General features: G+C 74.2%; 23 protein-coding genes and 1 pseudogene. 8 read left to right on the forward strand and 16 right to left on the reverse strand.

The genetic code is table 11. From position 1 onward, the window contains the following. Positions 1-37 precede the first annotated feature (37 nt). The 5 genes from EKH77_RS28320 to EKH77_RS28340 all read right to left on the reverse strand — a co-directional run bounded on the left by EKH77_RS28320 (position 38) and on the right by EKH77_RS28340 (position 5,347). Positions 38-1,207, reverse strand: coding sequence for a CaiB/BaiF CoA transferase family protein (locus tag EKH77_RS28320; RefSeq protein WP_126917095.1), 1,170 nt, complete (start codon positions 1,205-1,207; stop codon positions 38-40). Positions 1,208-1,251: 44 nt separating this feature from the next. After that, positions 1,252-1,932: a LutC/YkgG family protein gene (locus EKH77_RS28325; RefSeq protein WP_126917096.1), complete on the reverse strand. Its 681-nt coding sequence runs from the start codon at positions 1,930-1,932 to the stop codon at positions 1,252-1,254. Beyond that, a complete protein-coding gene (locus EKH77_RS28330) occupies positions 1,929-3,398 on the reverse strand; it encodes a lactate utilization protein B (RefSeq protein ID WP_126917097.1) in 1,470 nt (489 codons plus the stop codon). Before EKH77_RS28330 ends, EKH77_RS28325 begins: the two co-directional genes overlap by 4 nt. Continuing rightward, the gene (locus EKH77_RS28335) at positions 3,395-4,156 is read right to left on the reverse strand and encodes a (Fe-S)-binding protein (RefSeq protein WP_126917098.1); all 762 of its coding nucleotides are present in this window, start codon (positions 4,154-4,156) and stop codon (positions 3,395-3,397) included. The genes EKH77_RS28330 and EKH77_RS28335 overlap by 4 nt, the downstream gene beginning before the upstream one ends. A 72-nt stretch (positions 4,157-4,228) precedes the next feature. Continuing rightward, positions 4,229-5,347: an NAD(P)-binding domain-containing protein gene (locus EKH77_RS28340; RefSeq protein ID WP_126917099.1), complete on the reverse strand. Its 1,119-nt coding sequence runs from the start codon at positions 5,345-5,347 to the stop codon at positions 4,229-4,231. A 97-nt stretch (positions 5,348-5,444) separates the two neighbouring features. Between EKH77_RS28340 and EKH77_RS28345 the strand changes: the two genes are divergently transcribed. Beyond that, on the forward strand, positions 5,445-5,867 hold the full coding sequence (locus tag EKH77_RS28345; RefSeq protein WP_126917100.1) for a secondary thiamine-phosphate synthase enzyme YjbQ: 423 nt from the start codon (positions 5,445-5,447) through the stop codon (positions 5,865-5,867). A 13-nt stretch (positions 5,868-5,880) separates the two neighbouring features. Here the strand turns inward: EKH77_RS28345 and EKH77_RS28350 are convergent, their stop codons facing one another. The 3 genes from EKH77_RS28350 to EKH77_RS28360 all read right to left on the reverse strand — a co-directional run bounded on the left by EKH77_RS28350 (position 5,881) and on the right by EKH77_RS28360 (position 8,140). Next, on the reverse strand, positions 5,881-6,816 hold the full coding sequence (locus EKH77_RS28350; protein WP_126917101.1) for a D-alanyl-D-alanine carboxypeptidase family protein: 936 nt from the start codon (positions 6,814-6,816) through the stop codon (positions 5,881-5,883). Between the two features lie 84 nt (positions 6,817-6,900). Next, positions 6,901-7,611: an HAD family hydrolase gene (locus EKH77_RS28355; RefSeq protein ID WP_126918351.1), complete on the reverse strand. Its 711-nt coding sequence runs from the start codon at positions 7,609-7,611 to the stop codon at positions 6,901-6,903. Between the two features lie 46 nt (positions 7,612-7,657). Further along, the gene (locus tag EKH77_RS28360) at positions 7,658-8,140 is read right to left on the reverse strand and encodes an Lrp/AsnC family transcriptional regulator (protein WP_126917102.1); all 483 of its coding nucleotides are present in this window, start codon (positions 8,138-8,140) and stop codon (positions 7,658-7,660) included. Between the two features lie 112 nt (positions 8,141-8,252). On the opposite strand from EKH77_RS28360, the gene EKH77_RS28365 reads away from it, so the two are divergent. Both EKH77_RS28365 and EKH77_RS28370 read left to right on the forward strand, forming a co-directional pair. Continuing rightward, a complete protein-coding gene (locus tag EKH77_RS28365) occupies positions 8,253-9,842 on the forward strand; it encodes an FUSC family protein (RefSeq protein ID WP_126917103.1) in 1,590 nt (529 codons plus the stop codon). A 218-nt stretch (positions 9,843-10,060) separates the two neighbouring features. Next, positions 10,061-11,119, forward strand: coding sequence for a lactonase family protein (locus EKH77_RS28370; protein WP_126917104.1), 1,059 nt, complete (start codon positions 10,061-10,063; stop codon positions 11,117-11,119). A gap of 154 nt (positions 11,120-11,273) precedes the next feature. On the opposite strand, the gene EKH77_RS28375 is transcribed toward EKH77_RS28370, so the two are convergent. From EKH77_RS28375 to EKH77_RS28385, 3 genes are all read right to left on the reverse strand, one after another. After that, a complete protein-coding gene (locus EKH77_RS28375; RefSeq protein ID WP_126917105.1) occupies positions 11,274-12,224 on the reverse strand; it encodes a sirohydrochlorin chelatase in 951 nt (316 codons plus the stop codon). 106 nt (positions 12,225-12,330) lie between these two features. Beyond that, positions 12,331-13,332, reverse strand: coding sequence for an N-acetylglucosamine kinase (locus EKH77_RS28380; protein ID WP_126917106.1), 1,002 nt, complete (start codon positions 13,330-13,332; stop codon positions 12,331-12,333). Between the two features lie 34 nt (positions 13,333-13,366). Then, positions 13,367-14,044: a uracil-DNA glycosylase gene (locus tag EKH77_RS28385; protein ID WP_126917107.1), complete on the reverse strand. Its 678-nt coding sequence runs from the start codon at positions 14,042-14,044 to the stop codon at positions 13,367-13,369. A gap of 290 nt (positions 14,045-14,334) precedes the next feature. Here EKH77_RS28385 and EKH77_RS28390 point away from each other — a divergent pair, with 290 nt between their 5' ends. Then, on the forward strand, positions 14,335-15,582 hold the full coding sequence (locus EKH77_RS28390) for a PP2C family protein-serine/threonine phosphatase (RefSeq protein ID WP_126917108.1): 1,248 nt from the start codon (positions 14,335-14,337) through the stop codon (positions 15,580-15,582). Here EKH77_RS28390 and EKH77_RS28395 read toward each other — a convergent pair. From EKH77_RS28395 to EKH77_RS28410, 4 genes and pseudogenes are all read right to left on the reverse strand, one after another. Then, complete coding sequence (locus EKH77_RS28395) at positions 15,497-16,879, reverse strand: FAD-dependent oxidoreductase (RefSeq protein ID WP_126917109.1); 1,383 nt, start codon at positions 16,877-16,879, stop codon at positions 15,497-15,499. The two genes, EKH77_RS28390 and EKH77_RS28395, sit on opposite strands and share 86 nt — an antisense overlap. A 188-nt stretch (positions 16,880-17,067) precedes the next feature. Then, positions 17,068-17,685: a TetR/AcrR family transcriptional regulator gene (locus EKH77_RS28400; RefSeq protein WP_126917110.1), complete on the reverse strand. Its 618-nt coding sequence runs from the start codon at positions 17,683-17,685 to the stop codon at positions 17,068-17,070. A 212-nt stretch (positions 17,686-17,897) separates the two neighbouring features. Continuing rightward, positions 17,898-18,168, reverse strand: a pseudogene (locus EKH77_RS28405) (undecaprenyl-diphosphate phosphatase); the annotation flags it as partial. Positions 18,169-18,304: 136 nt separating this feature from the next. Further along, on the reverse strand, positions 18,305-19,039 hold the full coding sequence (locus EKH77_RS28410) for a TVP38/TMEM64 family protein (RefSeq protein ID WP_126917111.1): 735 nt from the start codon (positions 19,037-19,039) through the stop codon (positions 18,305-18,307). A gap of 298 nt (positions 19,040-19,337) precedes the next feature. On the opposite strand from EKH77_RS28410, the gene EKH77_RS28415 reads away from it, so the two are divergent. Together EKH77_RS28415 and EKH77_RS28420 are read left to right on the forward strand one after the other, a co-directional pair. Then, entirely contained in the window at positions 19,338-20,471 is a 1,134-nt protein-coding gene (locus EKH77_RS28415; RefSeq protein ID WP_126917112.1) for a GTP-binding protein, read from the forward strand. Positions 20,472-20,562: 91 nt separating this feature from the next. Beyond that, a complete protein-coding gene (locus EKH77_RS28420; protein ID WP_126917113.1) occupies positions 20,563-21,408 on the forward strand; it encodes a spermidine synthase in 846 nt (281 codons plus the stop codon). 51 nt (positions 21,409-21,459) lie between these two features. Here the strand turns inward: EKH77_RS28420 and EKH77_RS28425 are convergent, their stop codons facing one another. Further along, positions 21,460-22,542 (reverse strand): hypothetical protein, encoded by a 1,083-nt coding sequence (locus EKH77_RS28425; protein ID WP_126917114.1) that lies wholly within the window; start codon positions 22,540-22,542, stop codon positions 21,460-21,462. An 82-nt stretch (positions 22,543-22,624) separates the two neighbouring features. Between EKH77_RS28425 and EKH77_RS28430 the strand changes: the two genes are divergently transcribed. Further along, the gene (locus tag EKH77_RS28430; protein ID WP_126917115.1) at positions 22,625-23,077 is read left to right on the forward strand and encodes a DUF4442 domain-containing protein; all 453 of its coding nucleotides are present in this window, start codon (positions 22,625-22,627) and stop codon (positions 23,075-23,077) included. A 130-nt stretch (positions 23,078-23,207) separates the two neighbouring features. Then, entirely contained in the window at positions 23,208-23,861 is a 654-nt protein-coding gene (locus EKH77_RS28435) for a class I SAM-dependent methyltransferase (RefSeq protein ID WP_126917116.1), read from the forward strand. Positions 23,862-23,978 lie beyond the last annotated feature (117 nt).

The following is a 23,978-nucleotide window of genomic DNA, read 5'->3' on the forward strand; positions in this document are numbered from 1 at the left end:
GCTTCGCGTACGCACAGCGTGCCTACCACTGGCAGGGTCACCCTCGGCGGGCGCCCGGACCCTCCGGCCCCTCGAACTCCGCGCGGATCGCGGCCGTGTGCTCCCCGAGCGCGGGCACCGCGCCCATCACCGCCTCCCGGCCCGCCACCGTCACCGGCGGCAGCAGCCCGCGCAGCGGACCGGCGGGCGAGCCGAACTCCCGCCACCTGTCCCGCGCCGCCAGCTGGGGATGGGCGGTGAACTCGGCGACCGTACGCAGCCGGGCGGCCGCGATGCCCGCCGCGTCCAGCAGGGCGAGGACGCCCTCAGCCGTGTGCCTGGCAAAGCACTCCTCGATGACGGCCGTCAGTTGCTCGTCATGGGCGTGGCGCAGCGGATTGTCCGCGAAGCGCGGGTCTTCCACCAACTCCGGGCGGCGTAACACGCGTTCGCACAGCGCCCGCCACTCGCGGTCGTTCTGCACGCTGAGGAAGACCTGGCCACCGTCGCCGCACCCGTAGTGCCCGTAGGGGGAGATGGACGGGTGCCGGGCCCCGGTGCGGGTCAGGGGCGCTCCGCCGTACGCCTCCGCGTAGTACGGCTGTCCCATCCACTCGGCCAGGGCGTCGAAGAGGGAGAGGGACAGGGCCGAGCCCTCGCCGGTGCGCTCGCGCTCGTACAGGGCGGTGAGGATGCCGGTGAAGGCGTACATTCCGCCGGCGATGTCGGCGACGGATATCCCGGGCCGGGCGACGGAGTCCGGGGTTCCGGTGAGCGAGACCAGCCCGGCCTCGCACTGCACCAGCAGGTCGTAGGCCTTTCTGTCCCGGTAGGGGCCGCTCGTGCCGTAGCCGGAGACGTCACAGGTGATCAGGCGGGGGTGGCGGGCCCGCAGGGGGTCGGGGGCCAGGCCCAGCCGCTCGGCGGCGCCGGGGCCGAGGTTCTGCACGAAGACGTCGGCGCGGGCGAGGAGCCGGTCGAGCAGCGCCCGGTCCGTGGCGTCCTTGAGGTCCAGGACCACGCTCTCCTTGCCCCGGTTGACCCAGACGAAATAGGCGGAGAGGCCCTTCGCCCTGCGGTCGTAGTCGCGGGCGAAGTCGCCGCGCCCGGGGCGTTCGACCTTGATGACCCGGGCCCCCAGGTCGGCGAGCTGACGGGTGGCGAACGGGACCGCCACGGCCTGTTCGAGGGCGACGACCGTGATGCCGCGCAGGGGTGGTTCCGGCACGCTTCCTCCTTGGGAACGAGCACGGTTGACAAGGGCGGGCGCTGTCAGGAGGGCGGCTCCGGGCTCTCGACGAGGATCACCTCAAGAGTGCGCGGGCCGTGGACCCCCTCGACGCGGTCCAGCTCGATGTCGCTCGTCGCCGACGGGCCCGAGATCCAGGTCAGGGGCCGGACGGGGGAGAGGCGCTCCAGGGCCCGGGGCACCGAGTCCACCACCTGCCCGGGGGCCCGCACCACGCACACGTGGTGGTCGGGCACGAGAGTGATGCGGCGGCGGCCCTGGTCCGGGCCCGCGTCGAGGACCAGGGTGCCGGTCTCGGCGATCGCCAGCGCGCACCCGGTGACCACGCTGTCCACGGCATCCAGCTCATGAGCCGTCAGCCCGGCGCCGTCCACGACCTGTTCGATGGCCGCCTCCGTCAGCCAGCCGTCCGGCAGACCGGCCGGTACGACGACCCGGTGGGCGCCGCGCCGACGGAGCAGCTCCGCGAGCACCGCGGGCAGCCCGGGCGGGTCCGTGCGGTGCACGACGGCCCGGTAGTCCGTCAGTCGTGCGGCGAGCAGGTCGACGGACTCGGCCGACGTCCGTTCGCCGTGCGCCCGCAGATAGTCCCTGGGAACCGGGTGATCCTCGGGGCGCTCGTAGCGCGGCACATCGGCCAGCGCGCGCCGTACGCGCCCCAGGATCCGCGCCCTGCTGGAGGAGCGCGCCGGGCCGTCGGTCATGGCCGCCCTCCCCGGGTGCGGGCCCACCAGTCCCGGAAGGATTCCTCGGGCACTTCCGGCAGTTCGCGGGTGTCCGACCAGGCGCGGCCCGGGCCCGGCAGCCGCCGGGGATGGGCGTGGCGCGTCCGGGCGGCGAGGCGCTGGGCCCGGCGCAGCGCGGCCGGGTGGTCGAAGGTCCAGCCGGCGGCGCGCATCGCGGCGCGCTCCAGGGCGTGGCGCTTCGCGGGCCTGATCACGGTCCGGTTGCCGCCGACGGTGACCGGCCCGCCCTCCACGACCCGTTCCCGCAGATGGACCAGGACCTCGGGGATGTCGATGGCCACCGGGCACACCTCGTAGCAGGCGCCGCACAGGGACGAGGCGAAGGGGAGCGACTCCTCCAGCGGCGAGGCGAGGCCGCGCAGTTGCGGGGTGAGGATCGCGCCGATGGGCCCGGGGTAGGGCGAGCCGTAGGCGTGGCCGCCGGCGCGCTCGTAGACCGGGCAGACGTTGAGACAGGCCGAGCAGCGGATACAGCGCAGCGCCTGGCGCCCGACCTCGTCGGCGAGGGTGTCGGTGCGGCCGTTGTCGAGCAGCACGAGGTGGAAGTCGCGGGGGCCGTCCTCGTCCGTGGTGCCCGTCCACATCGAGGTGTAGGGGTTCATGCGCTCGGCGGTGGAGGAGCGCGGCAGCAGCTGGAGGTAGATCTCCAGGTCCCGCCAGGTCGGTACGGTCTTCTCGATCCCGACCACGGAAATCAGGGTTTCGGGGAGCGTGAGGCACATACGGCCGTTGCCTTCGGACTCGACGACGACCAGGGTGCCGGTCTCGGCCACCATGAAGTTGGCGCCGGAGATGCCGACCTTGCAGCGCAGGAACTTCTCGCGCAGATGCAGCCGCGCGGCCTCGGCGAGGTCGGCGGGCCGGTCGGTGAGCCCTTCGGGTGCCGGGCGGCCCCAGTCGGCCATCCGGTCGCGGAAGATGTCGCGGATCTCCCGGCGGCCGCGGTGGATCGCCGGAACGAGGATGTGGGAGGGCAGGTCGTCGCCGAGCTGGACGATGAGCTCGGCGAGGTCCGTCTCGTAGGCGCGGATGCCCGCCCGTTCCAGGGCGGCGTTGAGGCCGGTCTCCTGGGTGACCATGGACTTGACCTTGACGACCTCGCGCTCGCCGGTGGCCCGCACGAGGTCGGTGACGATGCGGTTCGCCTCGTCGGCGTCGGCCGCCCAGTGGACCGTGCCCCCGGCGCGGGTGACGTTCTCCTCCAGTCGCAGCAGATAGTGGTCCAGGTGGCGCAGTGTGCGGTCCTTGACGGCCGCTCCGGCCGCCCGCAGCCGCTCCCAGTCCTCCAGCTCGGCCACGGCGGCGGCCCGTTTGGCGCGGATGGTGTGGGTGGCGTGCCGGAGGTTGGCGCGCAGCATGCCGTCCCGCGTCGACTCGGCGGCGGCGCGGGGGAAGGCGGGCATGCCCAGGTACGTACGGCTCACGGTACGACTCCGTCCGTGCAGGCAAGGATCTCCGCCAGGTGGAGGGAGCGCACGGGGGAGTTCTCCCGGGCGAGGGTGCCGCCGATGTGCAGCAGGCAGGAGTTGTCGGCCGCGCAGACCGTCGCGGCGCCGGTCCGGGTGATCGCCCGGGCCTTGTCGGCGCCCATGGCGGCGGAGACGGCGGCGTTCTTGACGGCGAACGTGCCGCCGAAGCCGCAGCACTCGTCGGCGCCTTCGAGTTCGCGCAGTTCGAGCCCCTCGACGTGCTCCAGCAGCCGGCGCGGGCGGTCACGCAGGCCCAGCGCGCGCAGACCGTGACAGGTGGGGTGGTAGGTGACGGTGTGCGGGAAGCGGGCGCCGACGTCGACGACGCCCAGTACGTCCACCAGGAACTCGGTGAGTTCGTACGTCCTGGGCACCAGCCGCTCCACGGCGGCACGCAGCCGCGCCGCCTCCGTGGGGCGTCCCTCGGCGGCCGCACGGGCGGCGATCCGGGGGTAGGCGTCCCGGACCATCGCGGCGCACGAGGCGGAGGGGGTGACGACGTAGTCGTGACCGGCGAACGCGGCGGCGGTGCGCAGGAGCAGCGGCTCGGCGCCATGGCGGTAGCCCGTGTTGTACAGGGGCTGGCCGCAGCAGCTCTGCGCCGACGGGAAGTCGACGCGCACGCCGAGCCGTTCCAGCAGCGTGACCACGGCCCGGCCGGTGCTCGGCCGCAGCGTGTCGTTGACGCAGGTGACGAACAGCCCTACGCGCATGACACCTCGGCCATCTCCTCGCGGTCGGTGACGCGGTCGGTGACGCTCCGGCCAGTGATCGTCTCCGCCGCCTCATACTGCCGCAGCGAGCGCCCCCTGGGAAGAACCCGCCGCGTCCGGTGGGCCCTCCGCCAGGAGTGTCCTGATCTCGCGCACGGCGGCGCGCCCGGCGCGGTTGGCGCCGATGGTGCTCGCCGACGGCCCGTAGCCGACCAGGTGGACGCGGGGGTCGCGGACCGCGCGTGTGCCCTCGAGCCGGACGCCGCCGCCCGCCTCGCGCAGCCCCAGCGGGGCGAGGTGGCCGAGGGCCGCGCGGAAGCCGGTGGCCCACAGGATGACGTCGGCGTCGACGGCCGTGCCGTCGGCCCAGGCGACACCGGTCGGTGTGACACGGTCGAACATCGGCAGCCGGTCCAGGACCCCGGCCGCGCGGGCCCGTTCCATCGCGCCCGTCATCGGGAGCCCCGTCACCGACACGACGCTCTGCGGCGGAAGGCCCTCCCGCACCCGTCGCTCCACCAGGGCGACGGCGTCGCGGCCGCGTGCCTCGTCGAAGGGCCCCTCCCGGAAGACGGGCGGCCGGCGCGTCACCCAGGTCGTGGCGGCCGCCACCTCGGCGATCTCCATCAGGTGCTGCACCGCCGAGGTGCCGCCGCCGACGACCACGACGCGCAGCCCGGCGAAGGCGTCCGGCCCGGGGTAGTCCGCGGTGTGCAGCTGACGGCCCCGGAAGCTCTCCCCGCCGGGGTAGCGGGGCCAGAAGGGGCGCTCCCAGGTGCCGGTCGCGTTGATCAGCGCACGGGTCGACCAGACGCCCTCGGACGTCTCCACGCGCAGCCGCCCGCCGTCGCCCTCGCGTACCGCGCGCACGTCGACCGGCCGCCGCACGCGCAGGCCGAAGGCGCGCTCGTAGCCCGCGAAGTACCCGGCGATCACCTCCGAAGAGGGCCGGTCGTCGTCCGCGCCCGTCAGCTCCATGCCCGGCAGGGCGTGCATGCCGTGCACCTTGCCGTAGGTCAGCGTCGGCCAGCGAAACTGCCAGGCGCCGCCGGGATTCGGCGAACGGTCGAGGACGACGAAGTCCCGTTCGGGCTCGTACCCCGCGCGCCGCAGGTGGTAGGCGGCGGACAGGCCCGCCTGCCCGGCGCCCACGATCACGGCCTCGACGTCCCGCACCCCGGTTTCGTTCATGTTTCTACTAACTGTCGGGGTGGGTGATCTCTTCCCGGCAGGTGCCGACCGGGGTCACCGGTACGACGGCGCGCGACATCCGTACGAAGATGGGCGCATGAGCGATACCTTCCGCACCCGTGTCCTGGAGATCACCACCGGCCGTTCCGAGCGCGTGTACGACCTCACCGACCACTGCGAGGCGTTCCTGCGCGAGGCGGCCGGGGGCCGTGACGGCCTGCTCAACGTGTTCGTGCCCCACGCGACCGCCGGTGTGGCGGTGCTGGAGACGGGTGCGGGCAGCGACGACGACCTGCTGGCCGCGCTGCGGGACCTGCTGCCCGCGGACGACCGCTGGCGGCACCGGCACGGCAGCCGGGGCCACGGCCGTGACCACGTGCTGCCGGCCTTGGTGCCGCCGCACGCGACCCTTCCGGTCATCGGCGGGCGGCTGGAGCTCGGAACCTGGCAGTCCGTGTGTCTGGTCGACACCAACGTGGACAACCCGGACCGCCAGGTGCGGCTGAGCTTCCTGGGCTGAGGGTCGCTGAGGATCAGTCCTTCTGCGCCGACTGCGGCAGCTGGCGCAGCTTCAGCTCGGCCTTCGCGTCGGTCTTCGTGCCGAAGGCCCAGTCGAGCATCCGCACGGCGTCGGGGTAGCGGTTCGTGGGGTCGTTGAGGATGACGCCCACGACCGTGCGGTCGCCGCGCCGGGCGGCGAAGACCAGGCACGGGCCGGCGGCCGTGCCGGTGCCGGTCTTGATGCCGATCGCGCCGTCGTAGGACCCGAGCAGCTTGTTGGTGTTGTCCCAGCGGTAGGTGCGGTTGACGTTCACGGCCTTCTGGTTGGTGGTCGTCGTCTTGACCACCGTGGCGAGCGTGTCGTTCGCCAGCGCGTACCGGGCCAGGGTCGCCGAGTCGCGCGGGGTGGTGTAGTTGTCCCCGTTGGCCGATATGCCGTCGAACGAGTCGTACCGGGTGTTGGTCATGCCCAGGTCCTCGGCCGTCTTGTTCATCTTGGCTATGAACTGCCGGGTCCGGGCGGCCTCCGTGTTGCCCAGGCCGAAGGTGTCGGCGAGCGCGTACGCGGCGTCGCACCCGGAAGGGAGCATCAGCCCGTACAGCAGCTGACGTACGGTCAGGGTGTCGCCCGTCCGCAGGTCGGCGGTGCTGGCGCCAGTGCGTTCCACGTAGTCGCGGTACGACTGCTTGATGGTGATCTGCTTGTCCAGGTCGAGACCGCGCTTGTTCAGCACCGTGACCGCGGTCATGATCTTGGTGGTGCTGGCCATCTGCCGCCGGGTGTCGGCGTCCTTGCCCCACAGTTCGCGGTTCGCTCCGCTGTCGAGCAGGAACGCGCCCTGCGCGGCGATGTCGGACGGGCCGCCCTCGGCCTGGGCGGTCGCCGCGGGCAGCGCGACGGCCAGCGCGAGCGCCGAGGCGATCGCAGCCGCGTACCGACGGCGGACGGATCTGCTTCTAAGCTCCATGAATGGACCTTTTCCCTCGTGAATCGGGTATGGCGTGCAGATGATCGCACTATGAATCCACGAGGAAAAAACGGAATGTAAGGTTCATTCCCTACGGCCGTCGAAGACCCACGTATAGGCCCGTTCGGCATCGAACTCCCCCTGGCCGCCCGGGAACAGCAGCCCGGCCGTCCTGAACGCCGGATCCGCGGCCACGGTGGGCGCGTACGGCACACCCACGCACCGCATTCCCGCCCGGTGCGCCGCCCCGGCGCCCGGAGGCGCGTCCTCCACCACCACGCAACTCCCGGGTTCCGCGTCCAACCGCCGTGCCGCCTCCAGGAAGACGTCCGGTTCGGGCTTGCCCCGGGGCACCTCCTCGGCCGAGACCACCGCGGCGAAACGGTCCGTCAGGCCGACGCACTCCAGCACGGTTTGGATGATCCGGCGCGAGGAGCCGGACGCCACGGCCAGCGGCACCCCGGCCGCGTACAGCCGCTCCACGTACGTCCGCATACGGGGGAATGTTTCGGTGCGCGTCCCCGCCAGCTCCAGATACGCGCGGTTCAGCTCGGCGAGCAGCTCGTCCACGGGCACGTCGAGTCGGTGCTCCCGGCGTAGGGTCTCCAGCGTCTCGAGCGTGCCGATCCCGACGAACCGCAGGTGATCGTCCCAGCCGAAGCCCCGTACGCCGTGACGGGCGAGCACGGTCCGGCTCGCCTCGAAATAGTTCGGCTCGCTGTCCACCAGCGTTCCGTCGAGATCGAAGATGACCGCGAGAGGCGCGGAGGGGCTTGCGGACGGGCTTGAAGTGATCACGCGCCCAGCATGGCAGGGCTCTACGGCGCCACGGGCCCGGCGGTCAGGTGGTGCGCTGCGCCGCCCGCCCGACCGACTCCACCAGCGGCACCATCCGGTACGGCACCCGCTCGCGGAGCACCATTTCGGTCCGCGTGCGCACTACGCCGGGCAGCTGCACCAGCCGCTGGATCACGTCCTCCAGGTGCGCCGGGTCCCGGGCGACGACACGCGCCATCAGATCGCCACTGCCCGTTATCGAGAACGCCTCGATGATCTCCGGCACGTCCCCGAGCTCGTTCGCCACGCTGTCCAGATGGCCCTGGGTGACCTCGATGTGGACGAACGCCAGAACCGGGTGGCCGAGCGCGGCGGGGGAGAGACGGGGGCCGGTCCCGGTGATCACACCGTCGCGCTCCAGCCGGTCGAGCCGCGCCTGCAGCGTGCCGCGCGCGATCCCCAGCAGCCGCGCGTACTCCCGAGCGCTCGTCCGCGGCCGCTCCAGCAGCAGTCGCAGGATCCTGGCGTCCAGCGCGTCCACAGCCATGGGCCATCGGCTCCCTTGTGGTCGTTCATTCCGGCCTGCACTGTACCAATGGCTCAGTTTTTCCGGGCACTCTTGAGCCACCCGCCGTAGTGATGGTGTGATGGTCCGGTCGATGGCGCTGCGGATTCCCGCGGCGCCTTTTTCATGCCGGGTTTCCCATACAAGACGTCGAAAGGGGCGCAAAGCAGTGCTGAAGAGGGCGTTCGTGGCACCCGATCCGGGCCGGGCCAGGCTGCGGACCGCCACCCGCGCCGTGCTGGGCGTGGGCCTCGCGGTCACCGTCGTGGCACTGTCCGGGCTGCCGCTGACGGCCTCCATCACCGGCGGGCTCGCCGCGCTGCTCGCCCTGTTCACGGTCGCCGACCCGACCGTCCGCCGCCAGGCGGTCACCACCGCGCTGCTGCCCGCCGTCGGCCTGCCCGTCCTCGCGCTGGCGTCCGCCCTGCACGGGCTGCCGCTCGCCCGGGACGCCGCCTTCCTCGCCGTCGTCTTCTGCGGCGTCTACGCCCGCCGCTGGGGCCCCCGGGGCAACACTCTCGGGATCTTCGGCTTCATGATGTTCTTCGCGACGCAGTTCCTGCACGCCGTCCCCACCCAGCTGCCGCACCTGTACGCGGCGGTGCTCCTGGGCCTGGCGGCGGCCGGCGGCGTCCGCTTCGCGGTCTGGCCCATCGAGCGGCGCACCCCGCCGCCCGCCGCCCCCGCCCCCCTCGGCGCCCGGGGCCTCGCGCGCGCCACCACCCGGCAGGCCTTCCAGACCGCCTTCGCCTGCGGCCTGGCCCTCGCCGTCGGCCAGCTGGTCTCCCAGGAGCGCTGGTACTGGGCCGTCGGCACGGCCTGGTGGATCTTCGTCAACACCGCCTCGCGCGGGGAGACCCTCGTCCGCGGCTTCCGCCGCGTCGTCGGCACCCTCGCGGGCATCGCCGCCGGCCTCCTCGTGGCCGTACCCCTGCACGGCGCGCCCGCGCCCACCGCCGCCCTGGTCGCCCTCTGCGTCTTCGGGATCTTCTACACCGCCGCCCCTTCCTACAGCTGGATGATGTTCTTCGTGACCGTCATGGCCGGCCTGCTGTACGGGCTCCTCGGCGTGCTCCACCCCGGCCTGCTGGCGCTGCGCTTCGAACAGACCCTCGTGGGCGCGGCGGGCGCGGCCGTCGCCGTGGCCGTCGTCCTGCCCGTCACCACGCACGCCGCCACCGACGCCTGGATCCGGCGGGCCCTGCTGGCCGTGCGGCACTGCACCGCCGAGTCCACGCGCCGGCTGGCCGGCGACGAGTCGGCCGACCCCGGCCCGCACGTCGCCGAGCTGGAGCTCCTCCTGACCAAGGTGCGGGTCTCCCTCGCCCCGCTGCTCCACCCGCTGAGCCCGCTGCGGGCGCGCCGCGAGCGGGCCCTGGCGGTCCTCGCCCACCTCGACGACTGCGCCCGCCAGGCCCGTGGCCTGGCGGAGGTCGCCGCCGACCCCGCCGCCTCCCACGACGCCCGGCTGACCGCCGCCTGCGACCGCGTCGAATCCGCGCTGCTGGCCCTGGCCGCGCCCGGGGAGACGCCCGGAGCCGCGACGGGACCCGGCGCCGCCCCGCACCACCACCCCGGCGCCGAGACCGCCCTCGCCCACCTGCGCGACCTGGAGGCGTCCCTCGCCTCGCTGGCCACGCCGCTGCGCGAGGGGCCGCGCGGGGTTTTCGCCTCCGCGGCGTGAGCGGTCGCCCCCCGGCCCCTTGACGTCGGCCCCGCCCCTTGACGTCGGCCCGGGCCCCTGATGTCAGGTCCGGCATCCCGATGAGGCGGCGGCGCGTGGGCCGGGAAACCGGCCGGTCGCGGCGTTGTCAGTGCCGCCGTGTAGCGTCGGAGCCACTGACAGTGATCCGACGCTCGGCGGGCCGCACCGACCCGCCCGGCCGCGAGGGGGAGGACGTCATGACGAAGGACAGCGAAGGACAGCGGCGCCGGTGGGCGTACATCGGCTCGTTCACCGAGGCGGGCGGCCCCGGCCTCACCGTCGCCGAGGTCGACGCCGTGACGGGCGCGCTCACGCCCGTCCACGCCACCGACGCGGTCGTGAACCCGTCGTACCTGGCACTCTCACCCGGGGGTGACGTCCTCTACGCGGTCAGCGAGACCGACGAGGGGGCCGTCGCGGCGTTCTCGCTCGCGGATCCCGCCCGGCCCGCGCTCCTGGGCCCGCCCGTCCCCGTCCGGGGCGACGGGCCCACCCACCTCGCCACCGCCGGCCCGTGGCTGCTCACCGCCAACTACGGCTCCGGCAGCGTCAGCGCCCTGCCGGTCCGGATGGGCGGGGCGGTGGGCGCCCCCTCGGCGGTGTTCCCGCACCAGGGCGGCGGCCCCGTGCCGGACCGCCAGGCCGGGCCGCACGCGCACGCCGTCGTGCCCGACCCCACCGGGCGCTGGCTCCTCGCGACCGACCTGGGCACGGACTCGGTGTGGATCTACGGGACCGACCCCGTCACCGGCGCTCCCGGCCCCCACGGGGAGGCCCGGCTGCGCCCCGGCAGCGGCCCCCGGCATCTGGTCTTCCACCCGCGCGGCGACCGCGCCTACGTCCTCAACGAGCTGGAGCCCACCGTCACCGTCTGCCGCTGGGACGGGGCGACGGGGACGCTCGAGCCCTTGAGCGAGACGCGCGTCGTACCGGCCGGGGCGGAGGGGCCGACGTATCCGTCTGCTCCTGTGGTCTCCGCCGACGGCCGTTTCCTGTGGGCGGCCAACCGGGGCCACGACAGTGTCGCCACGCTCTCCCTCGACTCCTCCGGTGACGAGCTCGTACTGCTCGGCACCGTCGGCTGCGGCGGGCACTGGCCCCGTGACCTGACGGCCGGCCCGGACGGGCGGGTGCTGTACGCGGCCAACGAGCGTTCCGGGGACGTCACCTGGTTCACCGTCGACCCGGACACGGGCATACCGGCGCGGACGGGCTCGGTCGCGATCGCGGCAGCGTCCTGCGTGGTCTTCGCCTGAGCGGCGTTGCGCCCCGCGCTGCCGCGGAGCGGTCCTCGCTCGCGCGGGCTTGTCTTCTGGCGGGGCGCCGGTCCTCGTGGTCGTGGGGTTCTTGAAACGCCGGGAGGGGCCTCCGGCGGTGGAGACCCCTCCCGTGGCGGTGCGGACGGCCGGGTTACCGGGCGGCCGTGGCGCCCTGGGCCGCGGGCAGCGTGATGCCGAGCGCGGCCGCGTACGTGGCGAGGACGAGCTTGCCGAGCGACGGGTACTCGCCCAGCGGCTCGGCGGCGGCGCAGCCGGCCTCCTTGGCGGCCATGGCCGTGAGGGTCTCGTCGACCTCGGGGCCGATGAGGCAGGGGGCCAGCGCCAGGTTCCGGGAGCCGGAGCCGCGCAGCTGGTCGGCGGCGCGGGCGACGGCGCCGTCCTCGTCCAGCGCGGCGGCGAGCACCGGCACCGCGAGGCGGGCGGAGAGCAGCATGCCGGTGATGCCGGCGGACTGCACGGCCTCCTCGCCGCCGACCGTCGCCAGGACGATACCGTCGGCGGCCGTTGCGACTGTGAACAGTCGGGCGCGGTCGGCGCGGGCCAGCCCGGCCTCCGAGAGGCGGACGTGGAGGGCCTCCGCGAGCAGCGGGTGCGGGCCGAGCGCGTCGGTGAGCTCGCTGGCGGAGCCGCTGCTCATCACGGCCTGGCGTATGCGGCGGACGACGGCGCTGTCCGGGCCCGCCAGCAGCGGCACGACGACGGCGTCGGGCGCCTGTGCCCAGACGGCGGCGCCCTCCGGGCCCTCGGCGGCCTCGGCCTCGGCCATGCGGGCGGCGCGCTGGGCGGAGGCGTGGCCGAGGACGGCGTCCAGGGCGGGGAAGCCGTCACCGGCGTCGCCGCCCTCGGTGACGTCCACGTAGCCGATGCGCGCGTCGAGGCCCGGAAGCTCCGAGCGGGCGATGCTCAGCAGCTCCTCGGCGAGGCGGCGTGTGGTGATGTCGGGCGTCCCGGGCACGGCGAGCACCAGCGGGGGAGCACCCGCCGGAGCGGCCGCGGGCTCCGGCCGCCGGTGCCGTCCGGGCTGGCGGGGACGCGGCATTCGTACTGGCAGGCCCGGCGTGGGCCCTGTGGGGGAGCTCATGGCGCCGCATGTTAGCCGTTCATAGGACTCGTCCGTTTAGGTGGGGGTAAATGATCAAGGTCTGTCCGGTTTTATTCATCACCTCAAGCGTTGGGTGCGGATGTGATCAGCAAACGACGCGCAGGAGCGCACCGTCCACCGGCAGTGCGAGACTGTCCTCCGTCAGCGCCGTGGCCACGCGCAATGCCCCCGCGAGGGGGTCGCCCTGAGAAGTCGCCATCCGGGCTTGCGGTAGTTGCATTTGCAACTCTTCCTGGACGGGGGAGAGCAGGGGCTCGCCCATGCGGAACAGCCCGCCCGTCAGCGCCACCTCGCTCGTGGGCAGCGGTGGGCACGCCGCCGCGGCGGACGCGGCGATATGGCGCGCGGCTTCCCGCAGGATGCCCGCCGCGACCGGGTCGTCCGGCGCGCAGCGTCCCACCTCCGGGGCGAAGGAGGCCAGCACGGCGGGCCGGTCCGGCCGGGGATAGAGCTTTCCGGGCAGCCCGCACGCCGGGCCGAAGACCGCCTCCAGGCGGGCCAGCAGCGCCGGTGATCCCCCGGCGCGCCCGTCGAATGCCCGCATCGCCGCCTCCAGCCCGGCCCGTCCGATCCAGGCGCCGCCACCGCAGTCGCCCAGCAGATGGCCCCAGCCGTCGGCGCGCCACCAGCGGCCCTCCGGGCCGAGAGCGGTGCCGAGCGCGATCACTCCCGTGCCGGCGGCGACGACCACGCCCGGGCGCTGCCCCAGGGCGCCCGCGTAGGCGGTCACGGCGTCGCTGGCCAGCGCCAGCCGCCGGGCGCCGAGCTCGGCGCGCAGCACTCCGGGCAGCACGGCGTGGAGGTCGTCTCCGAGGGTCGCCATGCCGGCCGCGCCCACGCACACGGCGTCGCAGCCCGGCGAACCGGCCTCGTGGAGCAGTCGCCGGGCGGCGGGCAGCACCCGGTCGAGCAGCTCCGGGGCGTCGATGCCGCGCCCGCCCGTGCCGACGGGCACGGGCGAGGACCAGGTCAGCGCGGAGCCGCCGTCGGCCGGAGCGAGCGCCACCCGCAGGCCCGAGCCGCCCGAGTCGACGCCCAGGACCGCGCCCGCTCTGCCCCTGCCCGCCGTGCCGGTACGAAGCGACATGGCGCGCACCCTATCGCCCGGGCCGGGGCCCGTGTCAGGCCAGTCGCCAGTCGACCGGCGCCATGCCCTGCTGGGCCAGCAGGTCGTTGGTCCGGCTGAACGGGCGCGAGCCGAAGAAGCCGCGGTCCGCCGACATGGGGGAGGGGTGCGCCGACTCCACGCACGGCACCCCGCCCAGCAGCGGCCGCAGATTACGGGCGTCGCGCCCCCAGAGCACCGCCACCATCGGCTTGCCCCGCGACACCAGCGCGCGGATCGCCTGCTCGGTGACCTCTTCCCACCCCTTGCCCCGGTGGGCGGCGGGCTTGCGCGGGGCGGTGGTCAGCGCCCTGTTGAGCAGCAGCACCCCCTGCTGGGTCCACGGGGTGAGGTCGCCGTTGGACGGCCGGGGCAGCCCGAGGTCCGTGTGCAGCTCCCGGAATATGTTCTCCAGGCTGCCCGGGAGCGGGCGCACCTCCGGGGCGACGGAGAAGCTGAGGCCGACGGCGTGGCCGGGCGTGGGGTAGGGGTCCTGACCCACGATCAGTACTCTGACGTCGTCGAACGGCTGCTGGAAGGCGCGCAGCACATTGGCGCCGGACGGCAGGTAGGTCCGGCCCGCCGCGATCTCGGCGCGCAGGAAGTCGCCCATGGCGGCGATCCGCCCGGCCACCGGCTCGAGCGCCTTGGCCCAGCCCGGTTCGACGATCTCGTTCAAGGGTCTCGCAGCCACGGCTGCCGTGCCTCCCTGTCCTCACGTATGGACGGTGTCGCTCTGAGGCAAAGATCGTACGCGAGACGAGGGCGGCGCCCGTCGGGGATGCCCGGACGGGAGCGCGGACCGGCCGGTGCGACGGTCCCGCGCGTCCTGCGGATTCACCCGTCGTGGTGCCCGGGGGCCCGCCACCGGCTTGTCATCCTTTATGACTTACTTCTGGACGGGCCTTGACGGCGACAGGCCCTCCCCGTGTTGGACCTCGTGTTGGACAGGCGCCCGGACCGCGGGGAATGTAAGCAGGAAGCATGCGCCTTCAGCACCGTCTGCCGGATCCCGGTGAGTCGTGGCGCCCCAGCCGTGCGCTGATCGCGGTGCCGCTGGGGCTGATCGGGCTGATCGTGACGGTGGACCTGCTGACCGCGCCCAACATCCACCTCGGCCCCCTGCTGGTCGTGGCTCCGACGATCACCGCGGTGTTCGCCGGTCCCCGGCTCACCGCCCTCATCGGCGCCCTCGCCGTGGCCGCCCAGATCGTCATCGGCCTCTTCCACGGCGGGCTGTGGACGTCCAACCACCAGGCGCAGATCATCGCGCTGGTGGTGATCACCCTGTTCGTCGTGGCCTTCCGCTCCGTGCACGAGCGCCACCGGATGGAGCTCAGCCAGGCCCGCTGGGTGGCCGACGTCGCCCAGAAGGTCCTGCTCAGGCCGCTGCCGGCACGGCTGGGGCCGTTGCGCATCGCGTCGGTGTATGTCGCGGCGGAGGCCGGGGCGCAGATCGGCGGCGACCTCTACGCGGCCGTCCGCACTCCCCGGGGCGCCCGCGTGATGATCGGCGACGTACGGGGCAAGGGGCTGATGGCGGTGGGCGACGCGGCCCTGCTGCTCGGTGCCTACCGCGCCGCCGCCCACCGCGATCCGCCGCTGCCCCGGCTCGTGGCGCACCTCCAGAACGCCGTCTACTCGGAGTCCGAGGGGACCGATGAGCCTGAGGGGTCCGAGGAGCCCGGGTGGCCCACCGGCGACACCTCGGCCGGGGAACGGTTCGTCACGGCAGCGGTCCTCGACATCCCCGACGACGAGCAGGTGCTCCGGATCATCAACTGTGGCCACCCGCCACCGATCCTGCTGCGCGACGGGGAGCCGACGGAACTGACCGTGCGGGATCCCGCCCTCCCCCTCGGGGTGGGCGGCAGCGTCACCGAGGACGACTACGAGGCCGAGACCTTCCCCTACCGGGACGGCGACCTCCTGCTGCTCTACACCGACGGGGTCGTCGAGACCCGTGACGCCGACGGCGTCTTCTACCCCCTCGCCGACCGGCTCCGGGCATGGCGGGAAACCGACCCCCAGCGGCTCGTCCAGCGCCTCCACGGCGATCTGGTCGTCCACGCGGGCGGCTCCCTGGGCGACGACGTCGCCCTCGTCGCCATCGCCCGCCACCCGGCCGGGACGACCGGCCGGGACGTCAGTTCACCGCCGTCCCCTCCACCGGGCGCGCGGACTCCACCGAGCGCGCGGCGCCGAGGAGGCCCTCCCAGTCAGGGATCTTGACCGTGCCCCGGCCCAGCCGGCGCCCCAGCGTGGCCTCGGCCGCCTCGATGCCCAGCCAGCCCGGCCACTCCACCGGGTCCCCGCCGGCCGCGCGCAGGGCGGTGAGCGGATCCTCGGCCGGGCGGCGGGCCAGGAGGGCCCGGGCGTCGGCGAGCAGGGAGCCCACGGTCTCCTTGGCGCAGGGGCGGTTGGTGCCGATGACGCCGGTCGGCCCGCGTTTGATCCAGCCCGCGACGTACTCGCCGGGCGAGGGCGCACCGTCCCGCAGCACGCGCCCCTGGTCGTGGGGGACGGTGCCGCGCTCGGGGTCGAACGGCAGCCCGGGAATGGGCACACCGCGGTAGCCCACCGAGCGCAGGACCAGCCGTGCCTCGATTTCCTCGAACCGCCCGGTGCCCACGACGCCGCCGTTCCCGTCCGGCGCCGTCCGCTCGAAGCGCACCGCCCGTACGGCCTCGTCGCCCAGCAGGGCGACGGGCCGCAGGAAGAACCGCAGCCGGATCCGCCGGAGCCCGTCGGTATCCGGCCGCCCGGCCCACCCCCGCAGCACCTCCACATTGCGGCGGGCGGCCGCGGACAGCGCGGAGGGGTCGGCCCACGCCGGGTCCAGTGCGGCCTCGTCCGCCCGTACGTGCGCCCAGGCGCCCGGCAGGGTGCCCAGTTCGCGCAGCTCCTTGGTGGTGAACCGGGCCTGGGCCGGGCCCCGCCGGCCCACCATGTGGATCTCCCGCACCCGGCTGGCGGCGAGCGCGGCCAGGGCCGCGTCCGGCACGTCGGTGGGCCGCAGGTCGTCCGCGCGGCGCGCCAGCACCCGCGCCACGTCGACGGCCACGTTGCCGACGCCGATGACGACGGCGGAGCGCGCCTCGAGCGCGAACCCGCCGGGCGCGGCGTCGGGGTGGGCGCTGTACCAGGAGACGAACTCGGTCGCCGAGAAGCTGCCCGGCAGGTCCTCGCCCGGGATGCCCAGCCGCCGGTCGGTGGCCGCGCCCACGCAGTAGACGACCGCGTGGTAAAGATCCAGCAGCCGACGAGGCGTCACCTCGCCCGGGCCGTCGCCCACCGCGACGTTGCCGAGGAACGTCACCCCGGGCAGCTCCAGGGCGGTGCGGAGGTTGTTCTGAAGCGATTTGATCTTCTCGTGGTCCGGGGCGACGCCGTAGCGCACCAGCCCGTACGGGCAGGGCAGCCGGTCGAGCACGTCGACCCTGACTCCCGGCACCGTGCGCTGTTCCACGAGGGACTGGGCCGTGTAGACACCGCTCGGTCCCGATCCGACGACTGCGACGCGAAGCACAGGGGCTCCTTCCCGCGGGTGCGTCCAGGATCCCATCGACGGCCGTGTCACGGCAGGGGCAGAAGGGCCACACGGGTGCGGGTCCCTGAAGACGGGGCGCGCCGGTTCGCGGGTCGGGGGCCGTCGGATCCCCGGTCCGGGCCCGTCAGGCCCCGGTCCAGAGCCGTCGGGTCCCTGGTCCGGAGCCGTCAGATCCCCGGGGCCGGTGGCCGTTCTCCGGGCGGGAAGCCGAGTTCCCAGGCGAGCGCGTACCGCTGGAACAGCTCCGCGCGCAGCCGCTCGGCGGGCATCGGCGCCCCCGGCAGCAGGATGGCCACGACCGCGCCCATCAGCAGGGCGCGCAGCAGGCGGTAGTCGGCCTCCGGATCGGCGGAGCCGTAGTGGGCCATGGTGTCGCGCAGCAGGGCGGCGAGGCGCTGCTGCTCGGGGCACTGGATGAAGCCCTCGGCGGTCAGGATGCCCGCCATATGGGTGCGCATCAGCCGGGGCCGGTCCCGGGCGAGCCCGAGGATCGCGTCGATCGCGCGGGCCAGCAGGGCGTGCCCCTCGCGCGTGCGCGGCTCGTGCTCCAGGCAGGCGGCGAGCTCCAGGTGCATCAGCCGGTGCACGGCGGACTGGAGCAGCTGCCGCTTGCCCGGGAAGTAATAGGAGACCAGCCCGCGCGCGGTGCCCGCCCGGTCCGCGATGTCCGCGAGGGTCGTCGCCTCGTAGCCCCGCTCGTCGACGAGTTCGACGGTCGCCAGCAGCAGGCGCTCGATGGAGCGGCGTCGCAACTCCTCGTTGACCGCTGGGCTGCGCGGAGACATTGCTTTAACTCCTGCGTTGACTGGCTCCGAGCCAATATACTCAGGGGGCGGCCGGTTGTCCCTCCCGGCGGACGGGCTCCGGCGTGTCCGCTGATGTCGGGTCATGCGGGGGATGATCCGACATCAGCGGTTTCGTACCGCCGGTGCCGGTCAGGAGGAGAGTTCCCCGGCGTGCGGGGCGAGGACGCCCGCGCCGACGAGCGCGAAGAGCAGCGGGTGTAGCCGATCAGTAGGCCGCCGCTGATCGTCGCCCGACCGGGAGACGCCCGGGACGAGGGCCATGGCCTGGCAGAAGCCGAAGACCAGGCTGTCCTTGACGTCGAGCTCCGCCAGCCCCTTGCGCACGCGTACGGCCCGGTGGCGGCCGCCCGTCGCGCCGTGATCACGGCCGGCCCGGTGCGCCCGGCGGTCGGTGAGCGAGCGGAACCACGCGGAGACGATGCGCGCGATGTCCCGGCGGAAGTAGATGAGGACGGCGGCCTCAAAGCGGTGGTCGTGGCGTGGACCGGAACGGTCCGCGCCGACGCGGCACCTCGATCCGGTCGATCCGGTGGGACGGCCGCAGAATGTCACGCTTGGTCGAACGTGTGTCTGGGGTGCGGGAGTTCGCGCCGAGTGTTCACTCGCCGGACGGCTGGGCATCGCCAGGCGTTCGCCCGCCCCGGCGCCCGCGCCGCCGCCAGGCCACGAAGACCGCCGCCAGTCCCGTGACGGCCAGGAAGCCCGCCGCGCCGAGGAAGACGGGGGACGTGGGGGACGCCGCGCGGCTGCCCGCTATGACGTAGGCGGCGGTGTTGGGCGCGCTCCCCAGGGCGGTGGCCAGCAGAAAGGGCGCCCAGCCCATCCGGGAGACCGCGGCGCAGTAGTTCACGCCGGCGAAGGGCAGCCCGGGGAAGAGCCGCAGCGCCATCATCGAACGGAATCCGTGGAGGCTCAGCTGCCGGTCGGCGGCCGTCAGCCACCGCCCCCGTACCAGCGGCCGCAGGGCGTCCTGCCCCAGCAGCCGGCCCAGCCCGAAGGAGAGCGCCGAGCCCAGCACCGTCCCCACCACGGCGGCCGTCGTGCCGAGCGGCGCCCCGAAGAGGGCACCCGCCGCCAGGCTCAGCACCGGGCGCGGGACGAACGCCGCCGTGCACAGCCCGTACGCGCCGGCGAAGAGCACCAGCGCCGCCGCCCCGCCCGACAGCCGGTCCGGCCAGCCGCCCGTGAGCAGGCGCTCCGGATGGAGGAGCAGCACGGCCACGACGGCCCCGCCGACCAGCGAGACGAGCAGCCCCAGCCGGACCCACGGGGACAGCAGCGCACGGGCGCGGCGCTCGGCGGGGCCGGGGGACGGCGCGGCGGTATCGAGCATCGAAGGAGCGTAACCGACGTGGCCGTAAGGACGGTGTGATCTCGGTGAGACGGCACAGAAGCAGAAACGAACGGTCATTTTCCGTTCGCCCGGCCGGCCCGCCGACCTGCGGTGAAGACCGGGCGAAAAGCATTCGACGGGCCCCGGGCGGTGCGCGAGCATCGCGCTCGGGGGCCGGTGCGGTCGGGCCCGGGTGACGGGCGACGGTGCCGCGGCGGCGCCCCGTCCACAAGTCCGGAACGAGTCCGGAACGGATCCGAGCCCGGAGAGAGTCCGCAGATCCCGGAGAGAAGGAGCCATGACCCAGCAGGCCTATGCCCGCACCAAGCCGCATCTCAACATCGGCACCATGGGCCACCTCGACCACGGCAAGACCACACTCACCCGTGCCATCACCGCACGCCTCGGCCGCACCGCCGCGCGCCGCGTCCCGCCCGGCCCCACGGTCACCACCACGTACGTCGCGTACGAGACGGACACCCGCCACTACGCCCACGCCGACCTGCCCGGGAACCCCCGTTTCGTCGGGAACATGCTGTCGGGCACCGCCGGGCTCGACGGCGCGATCCTCGTCGTCTCGGCGCTGGAGGGCGTCCGGCCGCAGACCGCCGAGCATCTGCTCCTCGCCCGCCGCGCAGGAGTGGAGCACTTCGTCGTCGCCCTCACCAAGGCCGAGGCCGCCCGGCCGGAGCGCGCCGACGCCGTCGAGGCGGACGTCCGGCGGCTGCTCACCGCGCGGGGCGGCGACGGCGGCCACACCCCCGTCGTCCGGGTCTCCGCGGTGGGCGCGCTGCGGGGCGAGCCGCGCTGGACCGCCTCGATCGAGGCCCTCCTGGACGCCGTCGACACCTGCCTTCCCACGCCGGTCCGCTACACGGACGCGCCCTTCCTGCTGCCGGTCGAGCGCGTCCTGATCGTTCCCCGGCGCGGGACCGTCGTCACCGGAACCGTCGAGCGCGGCACCGTCCGCCCGCGTGACCTCGTCGAACTGCCCGAGGGATACGGCCTCACCCATGTCCTGGGCGTGGAGACCTTCGGCCGCGGCATGGAGGTCGCCCAGGCGGGCGACAGTGTGGCGCTGCTGTTGCGCGGGTTGCAGGGGGACGAGATACGGCGCGGGGACGTGGTCGCCGCGCCGGGCAGCGCCACCGTGCACCGGCGCTTCACCGCGCGGGCGCGGTTGCTGACGCCGGCCGAGGGCGGCCGGCGCACCCCGGTCCGCACCGGCTTCCGGGCCCGCTTCCATCTGCGGACCGCCGAGGTCACCGGCGAGATCGGCCTCGGGCCGCGCGGCAGCGCCGGCCCGGGCGGCAGCGCGGCCCTGACGGTCGGCCTGGACCGTCCCCTCCCGGTGAGGGCCGGGCTGCCCTTCGCGATCCGCGAGGGCGGCCGCACCATCGGCACCGGCACGGTGACGGCCGTAGCGGCGTGAGCGCGTGGCGGGGCGTGGGCGCGTGGGGCGGGGTGGCGCTCCCGGTGCCAGGGGGGACGCCGCCCCGCCACGAGGGGGGAACAATGGGGGAGTGGACGAACCGATACCCGTGACCCGCGAGGTCGACCAGGGCACCGCCAAACTCATGCCCGACGTGGACCGGGCGCGAGCCTGGCTGCTGACCATGGACGGCGCGCCCCAGTCGTACGTCGACCTCGACGAGCCGACCTATCTCGAATTCGAGTACGCGCGCCGGATCGCCCACGTCCTCGACACCGTCGCCGAACCGGGCCGGCCGCTGACGCTGCTCCACCTCGGCGGCGGGGCCCTCACCCTGCCCCGCTACGCCGCCGCGACCCGCCCCGGCTCGGCCCAGCGGGTCGTCGAGGCGGACCGTGGCCTGATCGAGCTGGTCGCCGAACACCTGCCGCTGTCCGACGGATCGGGGATCGAGGTGTGCGCCGGGGACGCCCGGGCCGTGCTGGAGGAGGCCCCCGCCGGTTCCGCCGACATGATCATCGGCGATGTCTTCGGCGGCTCCCGGGTGCCCGCGCACCTCACGTCCCTGGAGTACGCGCGGAGCGTCGCGCGGGTGCTGCGGCCGGACGGCCACTACGTGGCGAACCTCGCGGACGGCGCGCCCTTCGGCTTCCTGCGCGCCCAGGTGGCCACGTTCGCGGCCGTCTTCGAGCACCTATGCCTGATCGCGGAGGCGCCGATGCTGCGCGGCCGCCGGTTCGGCAACGCCGTGCTGGTCGCCGCGCACCGGGAGCCGCCGCTCGCCGACCTCGCCCGCCGGTCCGCCGCCGACGCGTTCCCGGCGCGGGTCGAGTACGGGGCGGGCCTGGAGCGGTTCGCCCGGGGCGCGGTACCGGTCCGGGACGCGGACGCGGTGGCCTCGCCGGAACCGCCCGGCGGGGCGTTCACGGTCGGCTGAGCGGTCGGCTGAGGGGGGCCTGGCGTCGGCCCCCCTTCAGGAGGACCGGCCTCAGGAGGAGGCGAGCGGCCTGAGGGTGCTCATGACCTTCTTGATGGTGTCGTCGGCGACCTCGCGCTGACCGCCCTTGACCCCGGAGAAGACCCAGACGGCGAAGTCGCCGTTGGTGTCCTTGAAGGCCACGGTGAAGGCCTTGCCGTCGCTGGAGCACTTGTTGGCCTGGGGCACGCCGGTCACCGTGGTGGTCGCGGTGGCGCCGCTGATGCCGTGGTCGCTCTTGAAGGCCGTGCCCTTGCCGATGTCGTACTTGCCCTGCTTCTTCTGGTCGAACATCGCCCACGCCCAGGCCGCCGCCTCGTTCTGGGCGGCCTCCTCCAGGCTCTTGGCACCCTGGGCGCCCTTGGTGCCGGCGACCCCGGACGAGTAGGTGTCGTCGGTGCCCCGGTCGTTCTTGACCGAGCACTGTTCCCGCTGGAAGTAGGCGGGCGAGGACATGGCCTCGGCCAGCTTCATGCCCGACGTGTCGGCCTCGTCGTCGATCCGCACGGCCGCCCCGTCCTGCGGTACGTCCCAGTCGGCGGGGACGTCGAAGGCGAGGTGCCGCTTGGAGTTGATGACGACCTTCCAGCCGTCGACGACGGGCTTGACGCCGCTGCCGCCCGCCCGCGGATTGTCCAGCGGAGCCTGGGAGCTCGCGGCGGGCGACGGGGCCTGGGCGGACGCGGAGGGCTTGGCGTCCTTCGCGGCGGGCGCCGGGTCGTCCTTGCCGCCGTCGTCCTTGAGGACCAGGAAGCCGGTGACGCCCGCGGCGACGACCACCGCCGCCGCGACGGAGATCGCGATCACCGTGGTGCGCTTGTCCCGGCCGCCGCCCCCACCCTGCGGCTGGGGCGCGCCGGGCGCCCCCGGCGGGGACCACTGGGGCGCGCCGGGCGGTACGGGCGGCGCCCCGGCGGGCTGCGCGTAGGGGTTGGGCTGCTGGTAGCCCGGCTGCTGCTGATACGGGTTGCCCTGGGGCTGACCCGGACCCGGCTGTGCGTACGGGTTCGCGTTCGGGCTCCCGGTCGGGTTCGCGTTCGCGTTCGGGTCCTGGGGGTTCTGTCCGCCCCCGGGCTGCTGCTGTCCTGGCCACATGGCCGACAACCATAGAGGCCGTGGGTAACGGTTGTGGCCGTCACCCCTTCCCGATCGTGCTACTGATTGGTAACTTACCGGCATGTCACAGACCACGCCCTCGATCGGCGACGCCCTCGCGGCCACCGTGCCCATGGTCCGCACCCTCAACCTCGTCTTCGACGAGATCACCGCCGAGCGCGCGGTCCTCCGGCTGCCCGACCAGCCCGACTACCACAACCACGTCGGCGGCCCCCACGCCGGCGCGATGTTCACGCTCGCCGAGTCCGCCAGTGGTGCGATCGTCCTCGCCGCCTTCGGCGCCCAGCTCTCCCGCGCCGTGCCGCTGGCCGTCAAGGCCGAGATCGGCTACAAGAAGCTCGCCATGGGCCCCGTCACCGCGACCGCCGAACTCGGCCGCCCGGCCGCCGACGTCATCGCCGAACTCGACGCCGGACAGCGCCCGGAGTTCCCGGTGCGCGTCTCGATCACCCGCGAGGACGGCGCGGAGACGGGCGAGATGACGATCTGGTGGACGCTGCGCCCCAACGCGTAGCACCTGGGCTTGCTTTCGCATCGCTTCGGCGGCGGTGACGATTCCCGCCGCCGAGATGTCCGTCCCGTGCCGTACCGCCGCCACGGTGCGGGCTCGGGCATTGTCAGTGGTGGCTGACAGGATTCACGCCATGACCGACGCCGATGCCATCACCGCCTACTGGGACGCCGCCGCCACCGACTTCGACGACGAACCCGACCACGGCCTGCGCGAGGAGACCACCCGTCAGGCGTGGGCGCGCCTGCTGCGCCGATGGATGCCGTCAGGCCCGGCTCGTGTGCTGGACGTGGGCTGCGGCACCGGCTCCCTCTCCCACCTGCTGGCCCAGGACGGACACCGCGTCACCGGCGTGGACCTCTCGCCCCGCATGGTCGGACAGGCCCGGGACAAGCTCGCCGCCGCCGGCCTCGAGGGCCGGTTCCTGGTCGGGGACGCCGCGGCCCCGCCCACCGGGGACGACCTGTTCGACGCGGTGGTCTGCCGGCACCTGCTGTGGACCCTGCCCGACCCGCACGCCGCCCTGCGCCAGTGGACCGCGCGGCTTCGCCCCGGCGGCACCCTCCTCCTGGTCGAAGGGCGCTGGCGCGAGGCCGGCCAGAGCGGCACGCCCTATGTGGCGGGAGCCGAAACCCTCCCCTGGCACCGGGGAATCGCCGCCGAGGAACTCGCGGCCGTCGTCCGCCCCCTCGCCGCCGACATACGCATCGACGACCTCAGCGACGAACCCGGCCTGTGGGGCGGCCCGGTGACGGACGAGCGGTACGCCCTGATCGCCCGCACCTGACCGGACGGTTTCCGGCGCCGCCGCGACCGCGACCTGCGGGCGTGGGCTGCTGCCCGGGCTCGGCCCTCCCCCGATGTCCGTCGCCTTCGGCCTCGGCTCCAGCGGGCCGCTGACCGT

Origin of the sequence: Streptomyces luteoverticillatus, assembly GCF_003970715.1 — a bacterium.
Taxonomy (GTDB): domain Bacteria; phylum Actinomycetota; class Actinomycetes; order Streptomycetales; family Streptomycetaceae; genus Streptomyces; species Streptomyces abikoensis.